We start from the raw sequence: 17976 nt of genomic DNA, 5'->3' as shown, positions 1-17976 counted from the left end.
CCGGCGCGCATCTGAACGAAATCGGCGCTTTCGGGGGCTTCGCGGCTATCGAAGAGCGCACAAGGACGCTGCCGAGGCACCACGCCGAAGCTCTGCCGCCGACAGAGTGCGTAGCGGATGGTAAGCGGCTGCAGAGCCTTGCCAGGCCGGCTCCAGCTACGGATGAATTTTTTCGCCGTTGCCCAACATGTCAATGAATTGGGAGATTTTTCTCGCACGCGTTTCGGCCTTTTTCACATTCTGGATTCTGAACAGGATTGCGTACTGGTTCTGCCTGTCGAGGGTCGCGAAGAACCGCCTGGCCTTCGGATTCCTGTCCAGAGCCTCCTGCAAGTCATCAGGTACCGTTGATGTGCTTGCCGATGAATAAGCGGCGTCCCAGCGCCCATCTTGCTTCGCGCGATTGATTTCGCGAAGCCCTGCCGGACGCATCCTTCCGGCCGACATCAATGCCTCGGCTTTCGCCTTGTTGATTTTCGACCAAATGCTTTTGGTTGTTCTGGGAGTAAATCGTTGAAGCCAATAGTGCTCACTCTCTGCCTGCTTTTGGCCATCTATCCAGCCATGGCAAATGGCGCCCTCAAGCGCCTGGGCATAAGTAAGGTTCGACCGCTCCGCGGATTTCTTCGCGATGCGCAGCCAAACGCCGGCGACAGTGTCTCCATTCGAGCTGAGCCATGCCTCCCAATCTTCCTGATTGGCGAACGTGATCTTGCGGTCGTTCATGCCGTACCTGCGCTTGAATGGCGAGCATGGTTGCCGTGCATATCGCACGAAACGTGATTGATATCGCTTATCGCCGCAAAATGCGAGATATGCACATCGATCCGATGGAGGCGGCGTGCCTGTGCTTTTGCTTCTGCGCGCAGGAGCGCGCTGCTTTTCCGGGGCCCCTATGGCGCGGCGGGTTGGCGAAGGAAAGTCCGCAGGATGGCCCGCAGGGATGCGGGCCAGTTTTCCGCCGGCACAGGGATGTGCCGTCGGAAAACCCCGTGGCCCGTCCGCGCACCCGTAGCCCATGGATGGGCGGAGGGCGCGCCATCGGGGTGGCCTCTCTTTTACGTCGGGCATCCTGCCCTCCGCCCTGCGGGCCGGCTTCGCCGTTCGCCGCCGCTCCTGCGGCGATCGTGGCTACTTTTCTCTGGCCACGCAGAGAAAAGTAGCTCGGCCGCCCGCAGGGCGCACGAAACCGCTTTGAATCTCGCCAGAGCACGGAAGCAAGAGCCCCCTCACCCCAACCCTCTCCCCCAACGATGTTGGGGGAGAGGGGGACCCGCGGGCGTCAGCCGGCCTTGTCCCCCGCCGTGTGCGCGATCCAGGCGCCGACCACGGCCGACACGTAGGGAATCGACTGCGCGGCCAGGATGAACATCCACAAGGTGCTTTCGATGTAGTGCGTACCGTAGCCCAGCGCCATGCCCACGATGCACAGCACCAGGGCGATCGCCATCAGCAGCTCCTCGCGCACCGGCGCGAACGCGGCGAAGCCGGAACCGCCCATGCGTCGGCTCTTGGCAGTCACCACGAACGAGGTCTTCTCGCGGGTGAGGCCGTGCAGGATGCCGCGCGCTATGGCGTGCGACAGGCCCATGCTGGCCAGCGAGGCCATCAAGGTGTCGTACCAGCCGCAGGGCACGCGGGCGCGATACAGCACGATGCCGAAGATCGCCTTGGCGAAGAAGAAGCCGATCACCGGGATCAGGAACAGCTGCATCGGCAGGGTGAAGTACTGCGGGAACGCCACCATGCCCGCGGTCCAGAACAGCGCCATCAGGGTGAAGATCAGATGCAGCGCGTCGGCGAACCAGCTGAACCAGCCGGTGAGGAAGTGGAAGCGCTGGCCGGCCGAGAGCGGGCCCTTCTGCGTCATCCAGCGCCAGCGACCCTTGAGGATCTGCATCGCGCCGAAGGCCCAGCGGTAGCGCTGGCTCTTGTACGCCTTGAAGTCGGCCGGGGTCAGGCCCTTGCCCATCAGCTCGTCGACGTAGACCAGCTCGTAGCCCGCGTGCATCAGGCGCAGGCCCAGCTCCGCATCCTCGCAGATCGTCCACTCCGACCAGCCGCCGGTGCCTTCCAGCGCCGAGCGGCGCACCATCGTCATGGTGCCGTGCTGGATGATCGCGTTGCGCTCGTTGCGGTGGTGCATGCCGATGCGGAAGAAGCCGTCGAACTCCCACGCGGTCATGCGGCGGAACCGGTTGTGCTCGAAATCGCGATGCGACTGCGGGCACTGCACCACCGCCACCTTCGGGTCATGGAAGTAGCCGGTGAGGGTGGACAGCCAGTCCGGCCGCACCACGTAGTCGGCGTCGATCACCGCGACCACGTCGGCCTCGGGCGCGGTTTCCTTCAGGCCGAAGTTCAGCGCGCCCGCCTTGAAGCCCGGCCACGGCTCCAGGTGGAAGAAGCGGAAGCGCTTGCCCAGTTTCTCGCAGTAGTCCTTCACCGGGCCCCACACCGCCGGGTCCTTGGTGTTGTTGTCGATCACCAGCACTTCGAAGTTGGCGTAGTCCAGCTCCGCCAGAGAGTCCAGGGTGACCTGCACCATCTCCGGCGGCTCGTTGTAGCAGGCCAGGTGGATGGAGACGAACGGCTGCTTCTCCGGGATGTCCGGGCGCAGCATGCCCGCCTCGCGGATCCACTCCCTCCGCCACAGCACCTCGGTGAACTCAAAGCCGTTGATCAGCAGGATGGCGAGGATCGCGATCTGCGCCGGGAACAGCAGCACCAGCATCGTCCAGTCCACCCAGCTCAGGTAGAACTGGAACGGCAGCGTGGCCGACCACACGATCAGGCCGCAGGCGAGCTGGATCAGCGCACAGAAAAAGAAGCGTCCGGTGAGCTTGAAACGGGCGAAGCGCCGTGCGAACCAGATCATCGGCAGCAGCGCCAGCAGGCTCGCCGCCAGGGCCTTCCACGGCCAGGCGGTGTCCTCGGTCACCGGGCCGGTGAACGGGAATTTCGGCTGGCGGTCGGCGTTGAACATGCCCCAGTACGCCTCGGTGCGGCCCGAGAGCTGCTCCTTCCACGGCTGGTCGAACGCCTCCATCACGTAGTAGTCCAGGTGCAGCTGCTTGGCCACGTTGAACCACTGGCGCAGGAAGATCGCCTCGTCGGACACCGACGGGTAGGCGTATTCGTGCCGGTCGCCGTTGGACGGCCAGCCGATCTCGCCGATCACGATGTGCTTGTTCGGAAACAGCCGCTGCAGGTTCTCGTAGCTGCCCAGTGCGGCGCCGATCGCGTCCTTGCGCGGGATGCCGTTCCAGTACGGGAACAGGTGCACGGTGATGAAGTCCACGTGCTCGGCCAGCTCCGGGTATTTCACCCAGATGTAGTCCGGCTCGGCGGTGGACACCGGCTGGTGCAGCGCGGCGCGCACCCGGTCCAGGTAGGCCATCAGCTGCTCGGGCGGGACGTTGTTGCGGAACAGCACCTCGTTGCCCACCAGCACCCGGTTGATGGTGCCGGGGTAGCGCCGTGCCTGCGCAATCAGCGCGGCGATTTCCTTGTCGTTGTTGTCCAGCCGGGTGTCGATCCACGCGCCGGCCAGCAGCTTCAGCCCATCGCGCTCCGCCAGGCGCGGAATCTGCGGAGCCTGTAGCATCGAGTACGTGCGGATGTTGGAGGTGTACTGGCGCACCAGCCTGAGGTCGCCGTCGACCTGCTCGTCGCTGGGGAACCTGTCCTTCAGCGGATCCTGGTAGCGCTGGTACGGCTCAAACGCGAAGCCGCCGATCGGACCATGCCAATCCTCGGGGCCGTGCGGGCGGTTGCCCCACCACCACAGGCCGATGTTGAGCGCGGCCACCACCAGGGCCAGCAGTACGGCGGCAAACAGCGAAGGGCGGCGTTGGGTGGAAGGATCGGCGCTCAAGAAAGTCCCCGTGGGCGCCATTCCGGGCGCGGATCAAGCCGCATGAGCTTAACCAATGCACGGCGGCAGGCTCAATAAAAGCCGGCGATGGCGGTCAGCGCAAGCTCAGGCCGGGCCTCGCACAAGCGGGGCAGCCGGTCGCACGAAGCAGGAAAGCGCCCTCGGGATCAGGCGTGCACGGCCGAGATGCGCAGCGTCCACGCCAGCGAACCCGCCAGTTTCCGGCGCACCCCCTCCGGCACGTCGACGTGGACGCCGTCATCGCGTTGCCGCCAGGCCAACTCGCCGACTGCGCCCAGCACCTGCAGGCGTGCGCCAGGCGCCGGCCGCAGCGAGCGCAGCACAAGGCTGGCAGGCGGTCCCTGTTCGCCCTCGTCGGCGAGCCAGATCGCATTGACGCTGCCGTCCTTGCCCTGGGTGAAGCGGAACCGGCCCTCGCCGTAGGGCGCGATGGCCCGGCTGCCATGGATGGCCGGACCGTTGACCTGCATCCAGGCACCGATGGCACGCAGGCGCTCCAGCGCCGCCGCCGGCAATTCGCCGTCGGGCTGCGGGCCGACGCCCAGCAGCAGGTTGCCGCCCTTGGCCACGATGCCGACCAGGATGTGCACCAGTTCGCGCGGCGACTTGTAGGTGTCGTGCGGATTCCACGACCACGAGCCGCCCATCGTCATGCAGGTTTCCCACGGGTACGGCAGCGGCTTGTCGGGCACGGTCTGCTCGGGCGTGCGGTAGTCCTCGTAGGGGCCGCTGACGTCGCGGTCGACCAGCACGATGCCCGGCTGGTTGCGGCGCGCGATCGCCGCCAGCCCCGGCATGTCGATGTTCTGCGCCCACGGCACTTCCATGCCATGAGCCTTCGCGTCGGGGTGCGGCCGGTCATTCACCCAGCCGGCATCCAGCCACATCAGGTCGACGCGGCCGTACTGCGTGGTGAGTTCGTTGACCTGCGCATGGGTGAACCCGACGAAGCGCTGCCACATCTCCGGATACTTGCGCACGTCGTAGTTGTTGTTGCGGTCCGGCGTGGCCCACAGCGGCGACCAGTAGTCCGGGTGGTGCCAGTCGGCCTTGGAGAAATACGCGCCGATGCCGAAGCCGCGCTGGCGGAACGCGTCGAACACCGCCCTGGTGACATTGGCGCGCGGGTTGGCGTGGTACGGCACCTCGGGCGCGGTGACGCGGTAGGCGGTCTGCGCCGTGTCGAACATGCAGAAGCCGTCGTGGTGCTTGGTGGTAAACACCAGGTAGCGCATGCCCGCGGCGTGCGCGGCCTGCGCCCATTGCGCGGGATCGAACTTCACCGGATTGAACTGCGTGCGCAGCTGCTCGTAGCGCCGCTTCCACTCCACGTAGCCGACCCCGCCGGGGCGCGTGATCCAGTCCTCCGAGCACAGCGTCCACGACTCGACGATGCCGAGCACGCTGTAGATGCCCCAGTGCAGGATGAGCCCAAACTTCCAGTCCGACCACTGCGCCAGCTTCGCCTTCACCAACGGATCGGTGGCCGGCACGTACTCGTCGCCCGCGGGCTTGGCATGCTCCTGCTGCGCCACCTGTGCGGTGTCCTTCGCCTGTTCCCCGCCGATGCCCTTGCCGAGAGGAGCCAGCAAGGCCAGCGCTCCGGCACCTTGCAACATGCGGCGGCGGGTCACCATGGCGATTCCTCGTGGGGTTGGCAGGCAAGAGGCCAAGTCTGGCACAGGCTCCGCGGGAACAACGACGCCCCGCTGCGGGTCGTGTTTGCCACCGGCCGACGTGTATTGTTGTACGGATATGCACCGATCCCCCCAGCACACCATCTAGAGTAAGGCTCCGGGCCGATCCGCCGGCAGAATCGTGGCGCGGCGAATTCGATTCCGAAGTGCACGACCCATGCCCTGGAACAGAGCGGGAGCATCAGCCCGTGCGCCGGCACCGCCGGGCTTCCGGGCTGACACCGGCAAGCGAGTGCCCGACCTCGCGGGCGCGCACGGCCTAGCGCATCGCGGCGCACCCGCAGGCTGACGGCACGGGCTATCGTTGCAACCCCCGGGACGCGGGGCTCGCGTCCGCTTCGCAAACAACCCAAGGATCGAACGATGAAGAAGCGAGCACTGCGGTTGGCCGCGGCGATCGGCCTGGCCCTGGCGGCGGGCAGCGCGATGGCCGCCGCCGGCGGCGCCGACGTCACCCGCGCCACACTGGACAACGGCCTGCGCGTGGTGATCGTGCGCGACACGCTGGCACCGGTGGTCACCACGGAGATGAACTACCTCGCCGGCTCCGACGAGGTGCCCGGGGGCTTCCCCGGCACCGCGCACGCAGTGGAACACATGATGTTCCGCGGCAGTCCGGGGCTCAGCAAGGACCAGCTCGCGGCGATCGCGGCGAACATGGGCGGCGCGTTCAACGCCGACACCACGCAGGGCGTGACGCAGTACTACTTCCTGGCGCCCGCGCAGGATCTCGACGTGGCGCTGCACGTGCAGGCGCTGCGCATGCGCGGCGTGGACATGGCCCCGAAGGAATGGGACAAGGAACGCGGCGCGATCGAGCAGGAAGTCTCGCGCGACCTGTCCAGCCCCGACTTCCGGTTCTACTCGCAGCTGCTGCAGCAGATGTTCGCCGGCACGCCGTACGCGCACACGCCGCTGGGCACGCGCGGTTCGTTCGACAAGACCACGGCGGCGATGCTGAAACAATTCCACGACACCTGGTATGCGCCGAACAACGCGATCCTGGTGATCGCCGGCGACGTCGACCCCGCCGCCACCCTGGCCAAGGTGAAGCAGGAGTTCGGCGGCATCGCGAGGAAGGCGCTGCCCGCGCGGCCCGCGTTCGCATTCAAACCGGTGACGGCGAAGACGGTGCAACTGCCCACCGACAGCCCTTACGGCTCGGTCTACCTCGGCTACCGCCTGCCGGGCCTCACCTCGAAGGACTACGCCACCGCGCTGGTCATGAGCCAGGCGCTGGGCTCGCAGCGCGCGGCTCTGGCCGGCATGGGCTTTGACGGCACCGCGCTGTACGGCGGCTTCTTCGACCAGAGCATGCCGCAGGCCGGCGTGGGCATGGCGGTGGGCATCTTCCCCAAGGGCGGCAACCCGCAGCCGATCCTCGCGAAGATGCAGGCCATCCTCGCCGAGGCGGCGACCAAGGGCGTCGATCCCGCACTGGTGGACGCGGCCAAGCGCAACGCCATCGCCGACCTGGAGTTCAAGAAGAATTCGGTGGACGGCCTCGCCAATGCCTGGTCGAGCGCGCTGGCCTTCCAGGGCGCGGCATCGCCCGATGCGATCAAGGCCGCGATCGAGGCGGTGACGCCGGCGGCGGTGGATGCGCTGGCGAAGCAGACCTTCGATCCGGCGCACGCGATCACCGCGATCCTCACCCCGGAAAGCTCGGGCAAGCCGGTGGCGGGCAAGGGCTTCGGCGGCGCCGAGAGCTTCTCGGCGACGCCCGACAAGCCGGTGCAACTGCCGGCCTGGGCCGCGCAGGCGTTCGCGAAACTCGAGGTGCCGAAGTCCTCGTTGCAGCCCGTCGCCTACACCTTGCCGAACGGCCTCAGGCTGATCGTGCAGCCGGAGACCACCAGCGACACCGTGGAGCTCTTCGGCGCCGTCCAGACCAACCAGGACCTGCAGGCGCCCAAGCGCGAGGAAGGCGTGGCCGACGTGCTGGAGGGCCTGTTCCCGTTCGGCACCGAACACCTGGACCGCCTCGCGTTCCAGCAGGCGCTGGACGGGATCAGCGCGCACGAGAGCGCGGGCAGCAGCTTCTCGCTGGCGGTGCCGTCCGCGCACTTCGCCGAGGGCGTCAAGCTTCTGGCCGACAACGAACTGCATCCCGCCCTTCCCGCGCAGGCCTTCGCGGTGGTGCAACGGCAGGTTGCGGGTGCAGCGGCCGGTGTATTGCAGTCGCCCGGCTTCCTGTTCGAGCAGGGGTTGGGCAAGGCCCTGCTGCCCGCCAGCGATCCCTCGCTGCGCCACCCCACGCCGCAGAACGTGATGGCGCTGACCCTGGACAAGGTGAAGGCGTACTACGCGCAGACCTTCCGCCCCGACCTCACCATCATCGTGGTGGTCGGCAAGGTCGATCCGGCGCAGGCGAAGAACGTGATCGAGCGGGCCTTCGGCGACTGGAAGGCCACGGGCCCGAAGCCCGACACAAACTACGCCGCCGTGCCGGCGAACCGGCCCGGCAAGCTGCACGTGCCCGACACCAGCGCGGTGCAGGACAGCGTGGACATGGCGCAGACCATCGACATCACCTTCAACGATCCGGCGCGCTTCGCGATCAACCTGGGCAACCAGGTGTTGGGCGGCGGCTTCTACGCGTCGCGGCTGACCCGCGACCTGCGCGAGAAGCATGGCCTGGTCTACACCGTGGGTGTGGGCCTGGACGCGCGCAAGCACCGCGGCAGCTACAAGGTGTTCTTCGGCTGCGACCCGGACAAGGTCGGCGCCGCCAGCACGCTGGTGGTGCAGGACCTGAAGCAGATGCAGCAGCAGCCGGTGAGCGACGCCGAGCTGAAGCAGGCCAAGGGCATCCTGCTGCGCCGCATCCCGCTCGGCGAATCCAGCTTCGGCGCGATCGGCAGCCAGCTGCTCACGCTGGCGCAGCAAGGCAAGCCGCTCGATGCGATGACCATCGCCGGACAGCACTACCTATCGCTGACGGCACCCGAAGTGCAGCAGGCCTTCGCGAAGTATGTGCGGCCCGACGGCCTGGTCACCGCAGTGAAAGGGCCGGCGCCGAAGGGCTGACCCCTCCGCCACCGGAGCGCAGCCCGTGCGCGATGGCCCTGGCTCTTGATCGAAGCCAGGGCCATCGCGCACAGGGTGCGCTCCTACCGGCTCACTTCAGCAGCGAGCGCAGCATCCACGCCGTCTTCTCGTGCGCCTTCAGCCGGCCGGTGAGCATGTCGGCGGTACCCTCGTCGCCGGCCTTGCCGGCCACCTTGATCGCGGCGCGCGCGGTGTGTGCGGCGATCTCGTGGCCTTCCACCAGCTGGCCCACCATCACCTTCCAATCCGGCACGCCGACCTCTTCCTTGATCGAAGTGAGCTTGGCGAACTGGCTGTAGGAACCGGGCGCGAACATGTCCAGCGTGCGGATGCGCTCGGCCACCTCGTCGGCGGCCAGCCACAGCTCGTTGTACTGCGTCTCGAACATCGCGTGCAGGCTGTTGAACTGCGGCCCAGTGATGTTCCAGTGGAAGCTGTGGGTCTTCAGGTACAGCGAATAGGTATCGGCCAGCAGCTTGGACAGCTGCCTGGCGATGGCTTCACGGTCCTTCCTGGCGATTCCGATGTTCGTGGCCATGGCGTACTCCTCCGGTTGCGTTGCTTGGACGGGATGGGACAACAGTAGCGACGCATGCCGTGCAGAAGAAATGAATCCTCGCGATGCCCGCGATAGGGGCGGGCTATCGGTCGACCGCGGCGCCTGCCGCTATCATGTCGGGTTCCATGAGTGACACGACCCCACTGCGCCCCGCACCCGCCGCCGACCGCTCCCTGCGCGACCTGCGCCGGGCGCTGGACGGCGTGGCCAGCCGCGACTTCGGCCGTCTGCTGGGCCGCTGGCGCGGGCTGTCGAAGCGGCCCGACGGGAAGAAACTGGCGGCGCTCGCCGCGGACATCGAGGCCTCCGCGGCGAAGCGCCGCGCGCGCGCCGCGGCCAAGCCGGCGATCCGCCTGGACGAGTCGCTGCCGATCACGGCGCGCGCCGACGAGATCGTCAAGCTGATCCGCGAGCACCCGGTGGTGGTGATCGCTGGCGAGACGGGCTCGGGCAAGACCACCCAGCTGCCCAAGCTGTGCCTCGCCGCCGGCCGCGGCGAAGCCGGCATGATCGGCTGCACCCAGCCGCGCCGCCTCGCCGCGCGCTCGGTGGCGCGCCGCGTGGCGGAGGAACTGGGCACCCCGCTCGGCGACCAGGTGGGCTTCCAGGTGCGCTTCACCGACCAGGTGAGCGAACGCACGCTGGTGAAATTCATGACCGACGGCATCCTGCTCGCGGAGACCCAGGGCGATCCCTGGCTCAGCGCCTACGACACCTTGATCATCGACGAGGCGCACGAGCGCAGCCTCAACATCGACTTCCTGCTGGGCTACCTGAAGCGCCTCATCGCGAAACGCCCCGAGCTGAAGATCATCGTCACCTCGGCCACCATCGACACCGCGCGCTTCGCCGAACACTTCGGCGGCGCGCCGGTGGTGTCGGTGGAGGGGCGCGCGTATCCGGTGGAGCTGCGCTGGCGGCCGGCCGACGTGCCCGTAGGAGCGCACCCCGTGCGCGACGGCTCTGATGCTTCGAGCGGAGCAAAAAGCGATCGCGCACAGGGTGCGCTCCTACGATCGAACATTCAGCAAGGCGGCGCCGAGCACATCGCCGCCGTACTCGACGAGATCATGGCCGACCGCAGCCTGGGCGGCGGCCCCGGCGACGTGCTGGTGTTCCTGCCTGGCGAGCGCGAGATCCGCGACGCGCACCTGCTGCTGTCGCGCCGCCAGTACCGCGAAACCGAGATCCTGCCGCTGTACGCGCGGCTCTCCGCCGCCGACCAGGACCGCGTGTTCAAGCCCGGCCCGAAGCGGCGCGTGGTGCTGGCCACCAACGTGGCCGAGACCTCGCTCACCGTGCCGCGCATCCGCTACGTGGTCGACACCGGCAGCGCGCGCGTGAAGCGCTACAGCCAGCGCAGCCAGCTCGAACGCCTGCACGTGGAGCCGGTCTCGCAGGCCGCCGCCGACCAGCGCAAGGGCCGCTGCGGCCGGATCGGTCCCGGCATCTGCTACCGCCTCTACGACGAGGCGGACTTCGCCACGCGCAACGCATTCACCGACCCCGAACTGCTGCGCTCCTCGCTGGCCAACGTGATCCTGCGCATGCTGGCGCTGAAGCTGGGCGAGGTGGACGACTTCCCCTTCCTCGATGCGCCCGATCCGCGCGTGGTCGCCGACGGCTACCGCCGCCTTGCCGAGATCGGCGCCATCGACGCGGCGCGCGCGCTCACCCGCATCGGCCACACGCTGGCGAAACTGCCCATCGACGTGCAGCTGGCGCGCATGCTGGTGGAAGCGGAAAAGCTCGGCGCGCTGCGCGAGCTGCTCACCGTCGTCGCCTTCCTCAGCATCCAGGACCCGCGCGAGCGCCCCGCCGACGCGCGCCAGCAGGCCGACGCCGCGCACGCCGCGTTCGCCGACCCGAAATCCGACTTCGTCGGCGTGCTGAACCTGTGGCGCGCGTACGACCAGGCACACGAGGAACTCACCCAGTCGAAATTGCGCGACTGGTGCTCGCGGCATTTCCTCAGCTTCATGCGCATGCGCGAGTGGCGCGAGCTGCACCGGCAGCTGCTGCTGGTGGTGCAGGAGCTGGGGTGGAAGCTCGACGCTGTCGCTCCACTGCGGGGAGGCCATGCTGGCACCCCCTCTCCCCTGCGGGGCACGCGGGGAGGCGCCAGGGATGGCGCCGGCTTTGAGGAGCGAGGAGAGGGCCGGGGTGAGGGACCGAACTCGCGAGGTGTTGGAAAGAACAAGCGCGCCTCACACGAACGTTCCCGCAAGCCCCAAACCCTTACCCCAACCCTCTCCCCGCAGGGGAGAGGGAGCGAGGACGAGGCTGCCCGGCAATTCGAGAACATCCATCGCGCGCTCCTTGCCGGCCTGCCCACCCAGGTGGGCCGCAAGGACGAGCGCGGCGTTTTCCAGGGCACGCGCGAGCGCAAGTTCCAGGTGTTTCCCGGCTCCGCGTTGTCGAAAGTGCCGCCGAACTGGGTGTTCGCGGCGCAGATCCTGGATGTCGGCGGCAAGGTATGGGCCATGATGTGCGCGCGCATCGAGCCGGCCTGGATCGAGCAGCAGGCCGCGCACTTGCTGAAGTCCAGCTGCCGCGACGCGCACTGGTCGAAGAAGCGCGGTTGCGTGGTGGCCTATGAGCAAGTGAGCCTGTTCGGCCTGAACCTGGTCGAGCGCCGCGCGGTGACGTTCGAGAAGCAGGACCCCGCGCTGGCCCACGCCATCTTCCTGCGCGAGGCGCTGGCGCGCGGCGACATCGAGGCGAAAGCCGACTTCGTGCGTGCCAACCAGCGCGTGCTGGAGGACGCGCAAGGCATCGAGGCGAAGCAGCGCCGCGAAGGGCTGATCCGCCACGAGGACGAGCTGGTCGACTTCTTCCGCGGCAAGTTGCCGGGGGACATCTCTTCCAGCCGCGCGCTGGATGCGTGGTATCGCCATGCCCGCCCCGCCGAGCAGGCCGCGCTGCGCTGGTCGCTGGACGACGTGATGGTGGGCGGGGCGGGGCTGGACCCGCGGGCGTTTCCCGCGGCGCTGGAGATCGCCCCGAAGGACGGTCCCGTGCAGCGCCACCGCCTCGAATACCGCTTCGTGCCCGGCGACGAGGCCGACGGCGTCACCCTGCACCTGCCGCTGGCGATGTTGAATGCCCTGCCTGCCGCGCGCTGCGAATGGCTGGTGCCGGGCCTGCTGGCCGACAAGGCCGCCGAACTGATCCGCGGCTTGCCCAAGGCGCTGCGCCGCAACTTCGTGCCCGCACCGGACTTCGCGCGCGCCTTCGCCGCGGCCGAGGCGCCGCGCGACGAGCCGCTGGCGAAGGCATTGGCCGCCTTTCTCACGCGCACCACCGGCGTCGCGCTCGATCCGGCCGAATTCGCAGCCATCGAACTCGCGCCGCACTTCCTGATGCGCTACCGGGTGCACGACGACAGCGGCCGCACGCTGGCCGCCGGCCGCGACCTCGCCGCGCTGCGCGCCGAATGGGAAGGCCGCGCGCGCGAGGCATTCTCCAGGAAGACCGACGTGGCGCTCGCCCGCGAAGACGTCACCGCGTGGGATTTCGAGGAGATCCCGCGCGAAGTGCGCTCCAAGGGCAACCTGCTCGCCTTCCCGGCCCTGGTGGATCTCGGCGACGCGGTGGCGCTGCGCGTGTTCGAGCGCCGCGACGAGGCCGCCGCCGCGCACCTCGGCGGCGTGCTGCGCCTGCTGCGCAACGCGCTGGCCGGCGAGCTCAAGCAGGCGCGCCGGCGCCTGCCCATCGGCAACCCGCTGGCGCTGAAATACGCGTCGCTGGGCGGCGTGGAAGGCCTGCGCGAGGACCTGGTGGAAGGCGGCCTCGCCGACCTTGTGGCGCGCCTCGATCTCGATGTCCGCAGCGCCGGCGCGTTCGAGGCGCTGCGCACGCGGGCCGCACGCGAGCTGTTCGCCGCCGCGGTGGAACGGCTGAAACTGGCCGAGCCCGTCATCGAGGCGCAGGCGGAGCTGCGGCCGTGGCTGCAGCCGCCGTTGCTGGGCTTCGCCCGCGCCAGCTACGACGACCTGTACGAACAGCTCGACGCCCTGCTCGCCCCCGGTTTCCTGCGCGAACTGCCGACGACCCGCCTGGCGCACTACCCGCGCTACCTCAAGGCGATGCGCCTGCGCGGCGAACGCCTGCGCCAGGACCCGGCCAAGGACCAGCAGCGCATGCTGCAGGTGCTGCCGTATTGGCGCGAGTACCTGAAGCACCGCGCCGCCGGCAGCGAAGGCCTGGACGAACTGCGATGGCTGATCGAGGAATGGCGCGTGTCGCTGTTCGCGCAGGAACTGAAGACCGCCGAGCCGGTATCGGCGAAGCGCCTGGCGAAGGCGCTGGAAGCCATCGCCTCAGCGTGACTTGCGCCGCCGGCGCCGTCACCACGCCGACGCCACCACGAACCCGTTGGAAAACACGCCGGAGGCCGGGCCCGGCGCAGGGTGCCGATGCATCGCGTCCGGCAGTGATGGCGCGCCCGCGTCACTCCATGCCATCACCGGCCAGGCGCCGGACAAGGTGATGCCGGCGGCCAGCAGCACCGCCCACAGGGAACGCAAGCAGCGCATAAGCGAGTCCTGCCGGGACCGTGAGAGGAGTCGGCGCGATTCCGTGCCCAACGGCCGGCGAAGCGAGGCACGGGCGATCCACCTAAAATGGACGCACCCGATACGATGCCGGCCATGACCACACCTTCGCATCCCGCCCGCCTGCAAGCCTGGCGTGACCGCGCCGGCACGCCGCCGCCCACGCTGGCCGCGGCACTGGACGCATGCCTGACACGGCCGGTCGACCAGGCCGAATGCGCCGAGGTGCTCGACCTGCTGGCGATGCTGGGCTGCGATGCCCCCACCCAGGCGGCGGCCTTGTGGTTCGAGCTGTCGCGCGTCGATGCCGCGTCGTGGCAGGCCGAGGCTTCTCGATTGCCGGCGGACGTGCGCCGGCTGGTGGAAGGCCAGCAAGCCGCCGAGCAGGTCTGGGCGCTGCACGCGCAGCGCACGCAGGGCGGCGGCTCCGAGGGCCTGCGCCGGCTGCTGCTGGCGATTATCCGCGACCTGCGCGTGGTGTTCGTGCTGCTGGCGCGCCAGCTCGCGCGCCTGCGTGCGGCGGCGGCGCTGCCGGAGGCCGAACGGCAGGAACTGGCGCGGCTCACCCGCGACATCCACGCGCCACTCGCCAACCGCCTCGGCATCTGGCAGCTGAAGTGGGAGCTGGAGGATCTCGCCTTCCGCCACCTGCAACCGGACACCTATCGGCGCATCGCCAGACTGCTCGACGAGCGCCGCGCCGACCGCGAAGCCTTCATCCGCGAATCGCTGGACGAGCTGGGCCGCGCGCTGGCCGCCGCCGGCATCCGCGCCGAACTGGCCGGACGGCCCAAGCACATCTATTCCATCTGGAAGAAGATGCAGAAAAAGGGCGTGGAGTTCGCCGAGCTGTACGACATCCGCGCGGTACGCGTGCTGGTGGACTCGGTGGCCGACTGCTATGCCGCGCTGGGCGTGGTGCACACGTTGTGGCCGCACCTGCCGCGCGAGTTCGACGACTATCTCGCGCGCCCCAAGGGCAACGGCTACCGCTCGCTGCACACCGCGGTGGTCGGCCCGCGCGACAAGACCCTGGAGGTGCAGATCCGCACCCACGAGATGCACCGCGCCAACGAGCTGGGCGTGGCCGCGCACTGGCGCTACAAGGAAGGCGGCGGCGCCGACGCCGAGTTCGAGGCCAAGGTCGCCTGGATGCGCAAGCTGCTGGAGACGCGCAGCGAGGACGAGGGCACGCTGGCCACCGACCTGCGCACCGAGCTGATGGAGGACCGCGTCTACCTGCTCACCCCCAAGGGCGAGGTGGTGGACCTGCCGCACGGCGGCACCGTGCTGGACTTCGCCTACCACGTGCATACCGAGGTGGGCCACCGCTGCCGCGGCGCCAAGGTCAACGGCCGCATCGTGCCGCTCACCTTCCAGCCGCAGAGCGGCGACCGCGTGGAGATCCTCACCGCGAAGCAGGCCGAGCCCAGCCGCGACTGGCTGTCGCCGCACCACGGCTACCTCAACAGTTCGCGCGCGCGCGACAAGGTGCGTGCCTGGTTCCGCCGGCTGGCGCACGACGCCAACCTCGCGGTGGGCCGCGTGATGTTCGAGCGCGAACTGAAGCGCCTCGCCCTGCCCGAGGTCGACCTGGCGAAGCTGCCCGCGCATTTCCACCTGAAGAACCAGGACGAGCTGCTGGTGGCGCTGGCACTCAACGAGATCAGCGCCGGCCAGATCGCGCGGGCGCTGCAGGAAGCCGCGCAGCCGCTGGCCGACGATGCCGTGCCGCTGGCGCCCGCGCGGCCGGCGCCCGCGCGCGACCCCGGCGCGCTCAGCATCGAGGGCATCGGCAACCTGCTCACCACGCTGGCGCGCTGCTGCCAGCCGCTGCCGGGCGACCCGGTGCGTGGTTTCGTCACCCGCGGCCGCGGCGTGTCGGTGCACCGCACCGACTGCGCCAGCCTCGCGCGGCTGGCGCGGCGCGACCCCGACCGGGTGATCGAGGTGAGCTGGGGCAAGGCCAGCGCCCAGGCCTACGAGGTGGACATCGAGCTGCGCGGCTACGACCGCAAGGGCTTGCAGAAGGACGTCACCGGCGTGATCAGCAATGCCGGCACGCCGATCCTGGCCTCCTCCAGCCGCGCCCTCGCGAAAAGCGGCGAGGTGGAGATGCGCTTCGCCCTGCGCGTGCGCGATTTCGAACAGCTCTCCACCCTGCTCGGCCGCCTGCTGGCGCTGCCGAACGTGCTGGAGGCGCGGCGCATCGGCGGCTCGCGCACGCCTGCCTGAACGCGCGTTCCTGCGCGGCGCGGCGACGTGGCGGGGCAATGCTAAGCTGCAGCAAGTCACTGAAACCCCTGATCCTGGCTGTGATCCCGGCGAAAGCCGGAGGCGCCTCGCAACGGTGAAGCCGGTCATCCCGCCTTCGCCCCACTGAACGCAACGCCACCGGATGACCGGCTTCGCGGCGATGACGCGCTTCCGCCCCTCGCGGGAATGACGAGCAAGAAGCAGGTCGTCCCCCTTCCCCACGTGCCAACCCCCATGAGCAGACGCCGCGACCAGCACGAATCCGACCGCCGTGGACGCACCGAGCCCACGCTGGGCGACCTCGGCGGGCTCGACGAACCGCCGCGCGACGCCGCACCGCCCGACGACCTGCCTGAGGTCGACGCCGAGCCGCGCCGCTGGCGCCGCGCCTCGGCGCTGTCGCGCCGCACGCGTCGTCGCGGCTGGCTGGTTCCCGTGCTGGTGCTGGCGCTGGTCGGCGTGGTGGGCGGCGCGTGGATCGAACAGAACCGCCTGCGCAGCCTGCTGCCGCGCACCGAGCTCAACGACGTGCTCAGCCGCGCGCAGCAGGCGCTGGCCGCCGGCAACCTGGATGGCGACGACGGCAACAGCGCGCGCGAACTGTTCCAGGCCGCGGTGGCGCTGGAGCCGGACAACGACGCCGCGCGCAACGGCCTGCACCAGGTCGGCATGGCCGAAGTCTCGCAGGCCGACGCCGCGCTGCAGGCCGGCCGGCTCGACGTGGCCGCGCAGAAGGCGGCGGTGGCGCGCGAACTGCTGGGCGGCGGCAGCGACGTCGACCGGCTCGACCGGATGATCGCCGCGAAACGCGGCTCGCAGGTGCAGGTCCCGACCCTGGTCGATCAGGCGCAGCAGGCCTTTGCCGCCGGCCAGTACGGCGGCGAGCACGGCGCCGGCGCGCTGTACCGGCAGGTGCTCGCGGCCGATCCCGGCAACGCGGTGGCGCGCCACGGCCTGGACCAGGTCGGCGACGCGCTGGCCGCGCAGACGCAGAAAGCGCTGGACGCGAACGACGGCGCCACCGCCGACGCCGACATCGAACAGCTCGCCGCGCTGCAGCCGAACAACGCCGCCTTGCCCGGCCTGCGCGCCGCCCGCGCACAGGCGCGCCAGCAGGACAGCGCCGCGCTCGACACCACCCTGCAGCAAGGCGACGAGGCGCTGCGTGCCGGCCGCATCGACGGCCCCGGCGACGACACCGCACTGGCGCACTACAAGGCCGCACTCGCGATCGCCCCGGGCAATCCGCAGGCCGAGGCCGGGCTGGGCAAGGTGGCGCAAGCACTGACGGTACAGGCCAACGCGGCCATGGACGCCGGCGACGCCGCACAGGCCGGCACCTTGCTCGACCACGCCGCGGCGCTGGCGCCCAAATCCGCCGACCTCGCTGCCGCCCGCGCGCGCCTGCAAGGCATGACGCAAGCCAAGTCCAGTCCCACGCCCACGCCCGGCGCCGCGCCGAAAGCCGCCGCACCCGCGAACGAAGATTCCGACGCCGACGCCGGCATGCTGCATCCCGCACTGACGCCGCAGCAAAGCGAGCAGGTCGCCAGCCTGCTGCAACAGGCGCAGGCCGCCACGCAACGCGGCGACATCATGCTGCCGCCCGGCAACTGCGCCTACGACCTTTACCGCAACGCGCTGGCGATCGATGGCAACAGCGCCGTCGCGCAACACGGCCTGCAAGCCCTGCCGGGCGTGGTGCTGCAGCTGTTCAACCGCGCGCTGGCCGCCGGCGACCTCGCCCGCGCCGGCCAGATGCTGGACAACCTCGCCGACCTCGCTCCCGGCGACAACGCGCAGAACGTCCTGCGCCAGCGCCTCGCCACCGCCTGGCTGGACCAGGCCGACCGCCAGCTCGCCAGCGGCAACCGCGCCGGCGCCGCGCAAGCGCTGGAACAGGCGCGCAAGCTCGCGCCGAACCATCCGCGCGTACTCGACCTCACCGCCCGTCTGTAG

General features: G+C 69.4%; 9 protein-coding genes. 4 read left to right on the top strand and 5 right to left on the bottom strand.

Features of this window, described 5'->3' with window-relative positions:
- Positions 1 to 156 precede the first annotated feature (156 nt).
- The 3 genes from AC2EWF_RS14320 to AC2EWF_RS14310 form a co-directional block, all read right to left on the bottom strand.
- Positions 157 to 726, bottom strand: a complete 570-nt coding sequence (locus AC2EWF_RS14320) for a YdeI/OmpD-associated family protein (RefSeq protein ID WP_483640055.1) — start codon at positions 724 to 726, stop codon at positions 157 to 159.
- A 556-nt stretch (positions 727 to 1282) separates the two neighbouring features.
- Complete coding sequence (locus tag AC2EWF_RS14315) at positions 1283 to 3898, bottom strand: glycosyltransferase family 2 protein (protein ID WP_483640054.1); 2616 nt, start codon at positions 3896 to 3898, stop codon at positions 1283 to 1285.
- A gap of 146 nt (positions 3899 to 4044) precedes the next feature.
- Positions 4045 to 5535, bottom strand: a complete 1491-nt coding sequence (locus AC2EWF_RS14310) for an alpha-L-fucosidase (RefSeq protein ID WP_483640053.1) — start codon at positions 5533 to 5535, stop codon at positions 4045 to 4047.
- Between the two features lie 423 nt (positions 5536 to 5958).
- Between AC2EWF_RS14310 and AC2EWF_RS14305 the strand changes: the two genes are divergently transcribed.
- The gene (locus AC2EWF_RS14305; RefSeq protein ID WP_483640052.1) at positions 5959 to 8625 is read left to right on the top strand and encodes a M16 family metallopeptidase; all 2667 of its coding nucleotides are present in this window, start codon (positions 5959 to 5961) and stop codon (positions 8623 to 8625) included.
- A gap of 91 nt (positions 8626 to 8716) precedes the next feature.
- On the opposite strand, the gene AC2EWF_RS14300 is transcribed toward AC2EWF_RS14305, so the two are convergent.
- The gene (locus tag AC2EWF_RS14300; RefSeq protein WP_483640051.1) at positions 8717 to 9184 is read right to left on the bottom strand and encodes a Dps family protein; all 468 of its coding nucleotides are present in this window, start codon (positions 9182 to 9184) and stop codon (positions 8717 to 8719) included.
- A 146-nt stretch (positions 9185 to 9330) separates the two neighbouring features.
- On the opposite strand from AC2EWF_RS14300, the gene hrpA reads away from it, so the two are divergent.
- Entirely contained in the window at positions 9331 to 13536 is a 4206-nt protein-coding gene (gene hrpA, locus AC2EWF_RS14295; protein WP_483640050.1) for an ATP-dependent RNA helicase HrpA, read from the top strand.
- Positions 13537 to 13554: 18 nt separating this feature from the next.
- Here hrpA and AC2EWF_RS14290 read toward each other — a convergent pair whose 3' ends face one another.
- A complete protein-coding gene (locus AC2EWF_RS14290) occupies positions 13555 to 13743 on the bottom strand; it encodes a hypothetical protein (RefSeq protein ID WP_483640049.1) in 189 nt (62 codons plus the stop codon).
- Positions 13744 to 13848: 105 nt separating this feature from the next.
- Here AC2EWF_RS14290 and AC2EWF_RS14285 point away from each other — a divergent pair, with 105 nt between their 5' ends.
- Both AC2EWF_RS14285 and AC2EWF_RS14280 read left to right on the top strand, forming a co-directional pair.
- The gene (locus AC2EWF_RS14285) at positions 13849 to 15996 is read left to right on the top strand and encodes a RelA/SpoT family protein (protein ID WP_483640442.1); all 2148 of its coding nucleotides are present in this window, start codon (positions 13849 to 13851) and stop codon (positions 15994 to 15996) included.
- 255 nt (positions 15997 to 16251) lie between these two features.
- On the top strand, positions 16252 to 17976 hold the full coding sequence (locus AC2EWF_RS14280; protein ID WP_483640048.1) for a hypothetical protein: 1725 nt from the start codon (positions 16252 to 16254) through the stop codon (positions 17974 to 17976).

The organism is Rhodanobacter sp. sgz306013, from assembly GCF_057031145.1.
The sequence above is the reverse complement of the archived record's forward strand: the minus strand, read 5'-3'. Positions and strand labels throughout refer to the sequence as shown.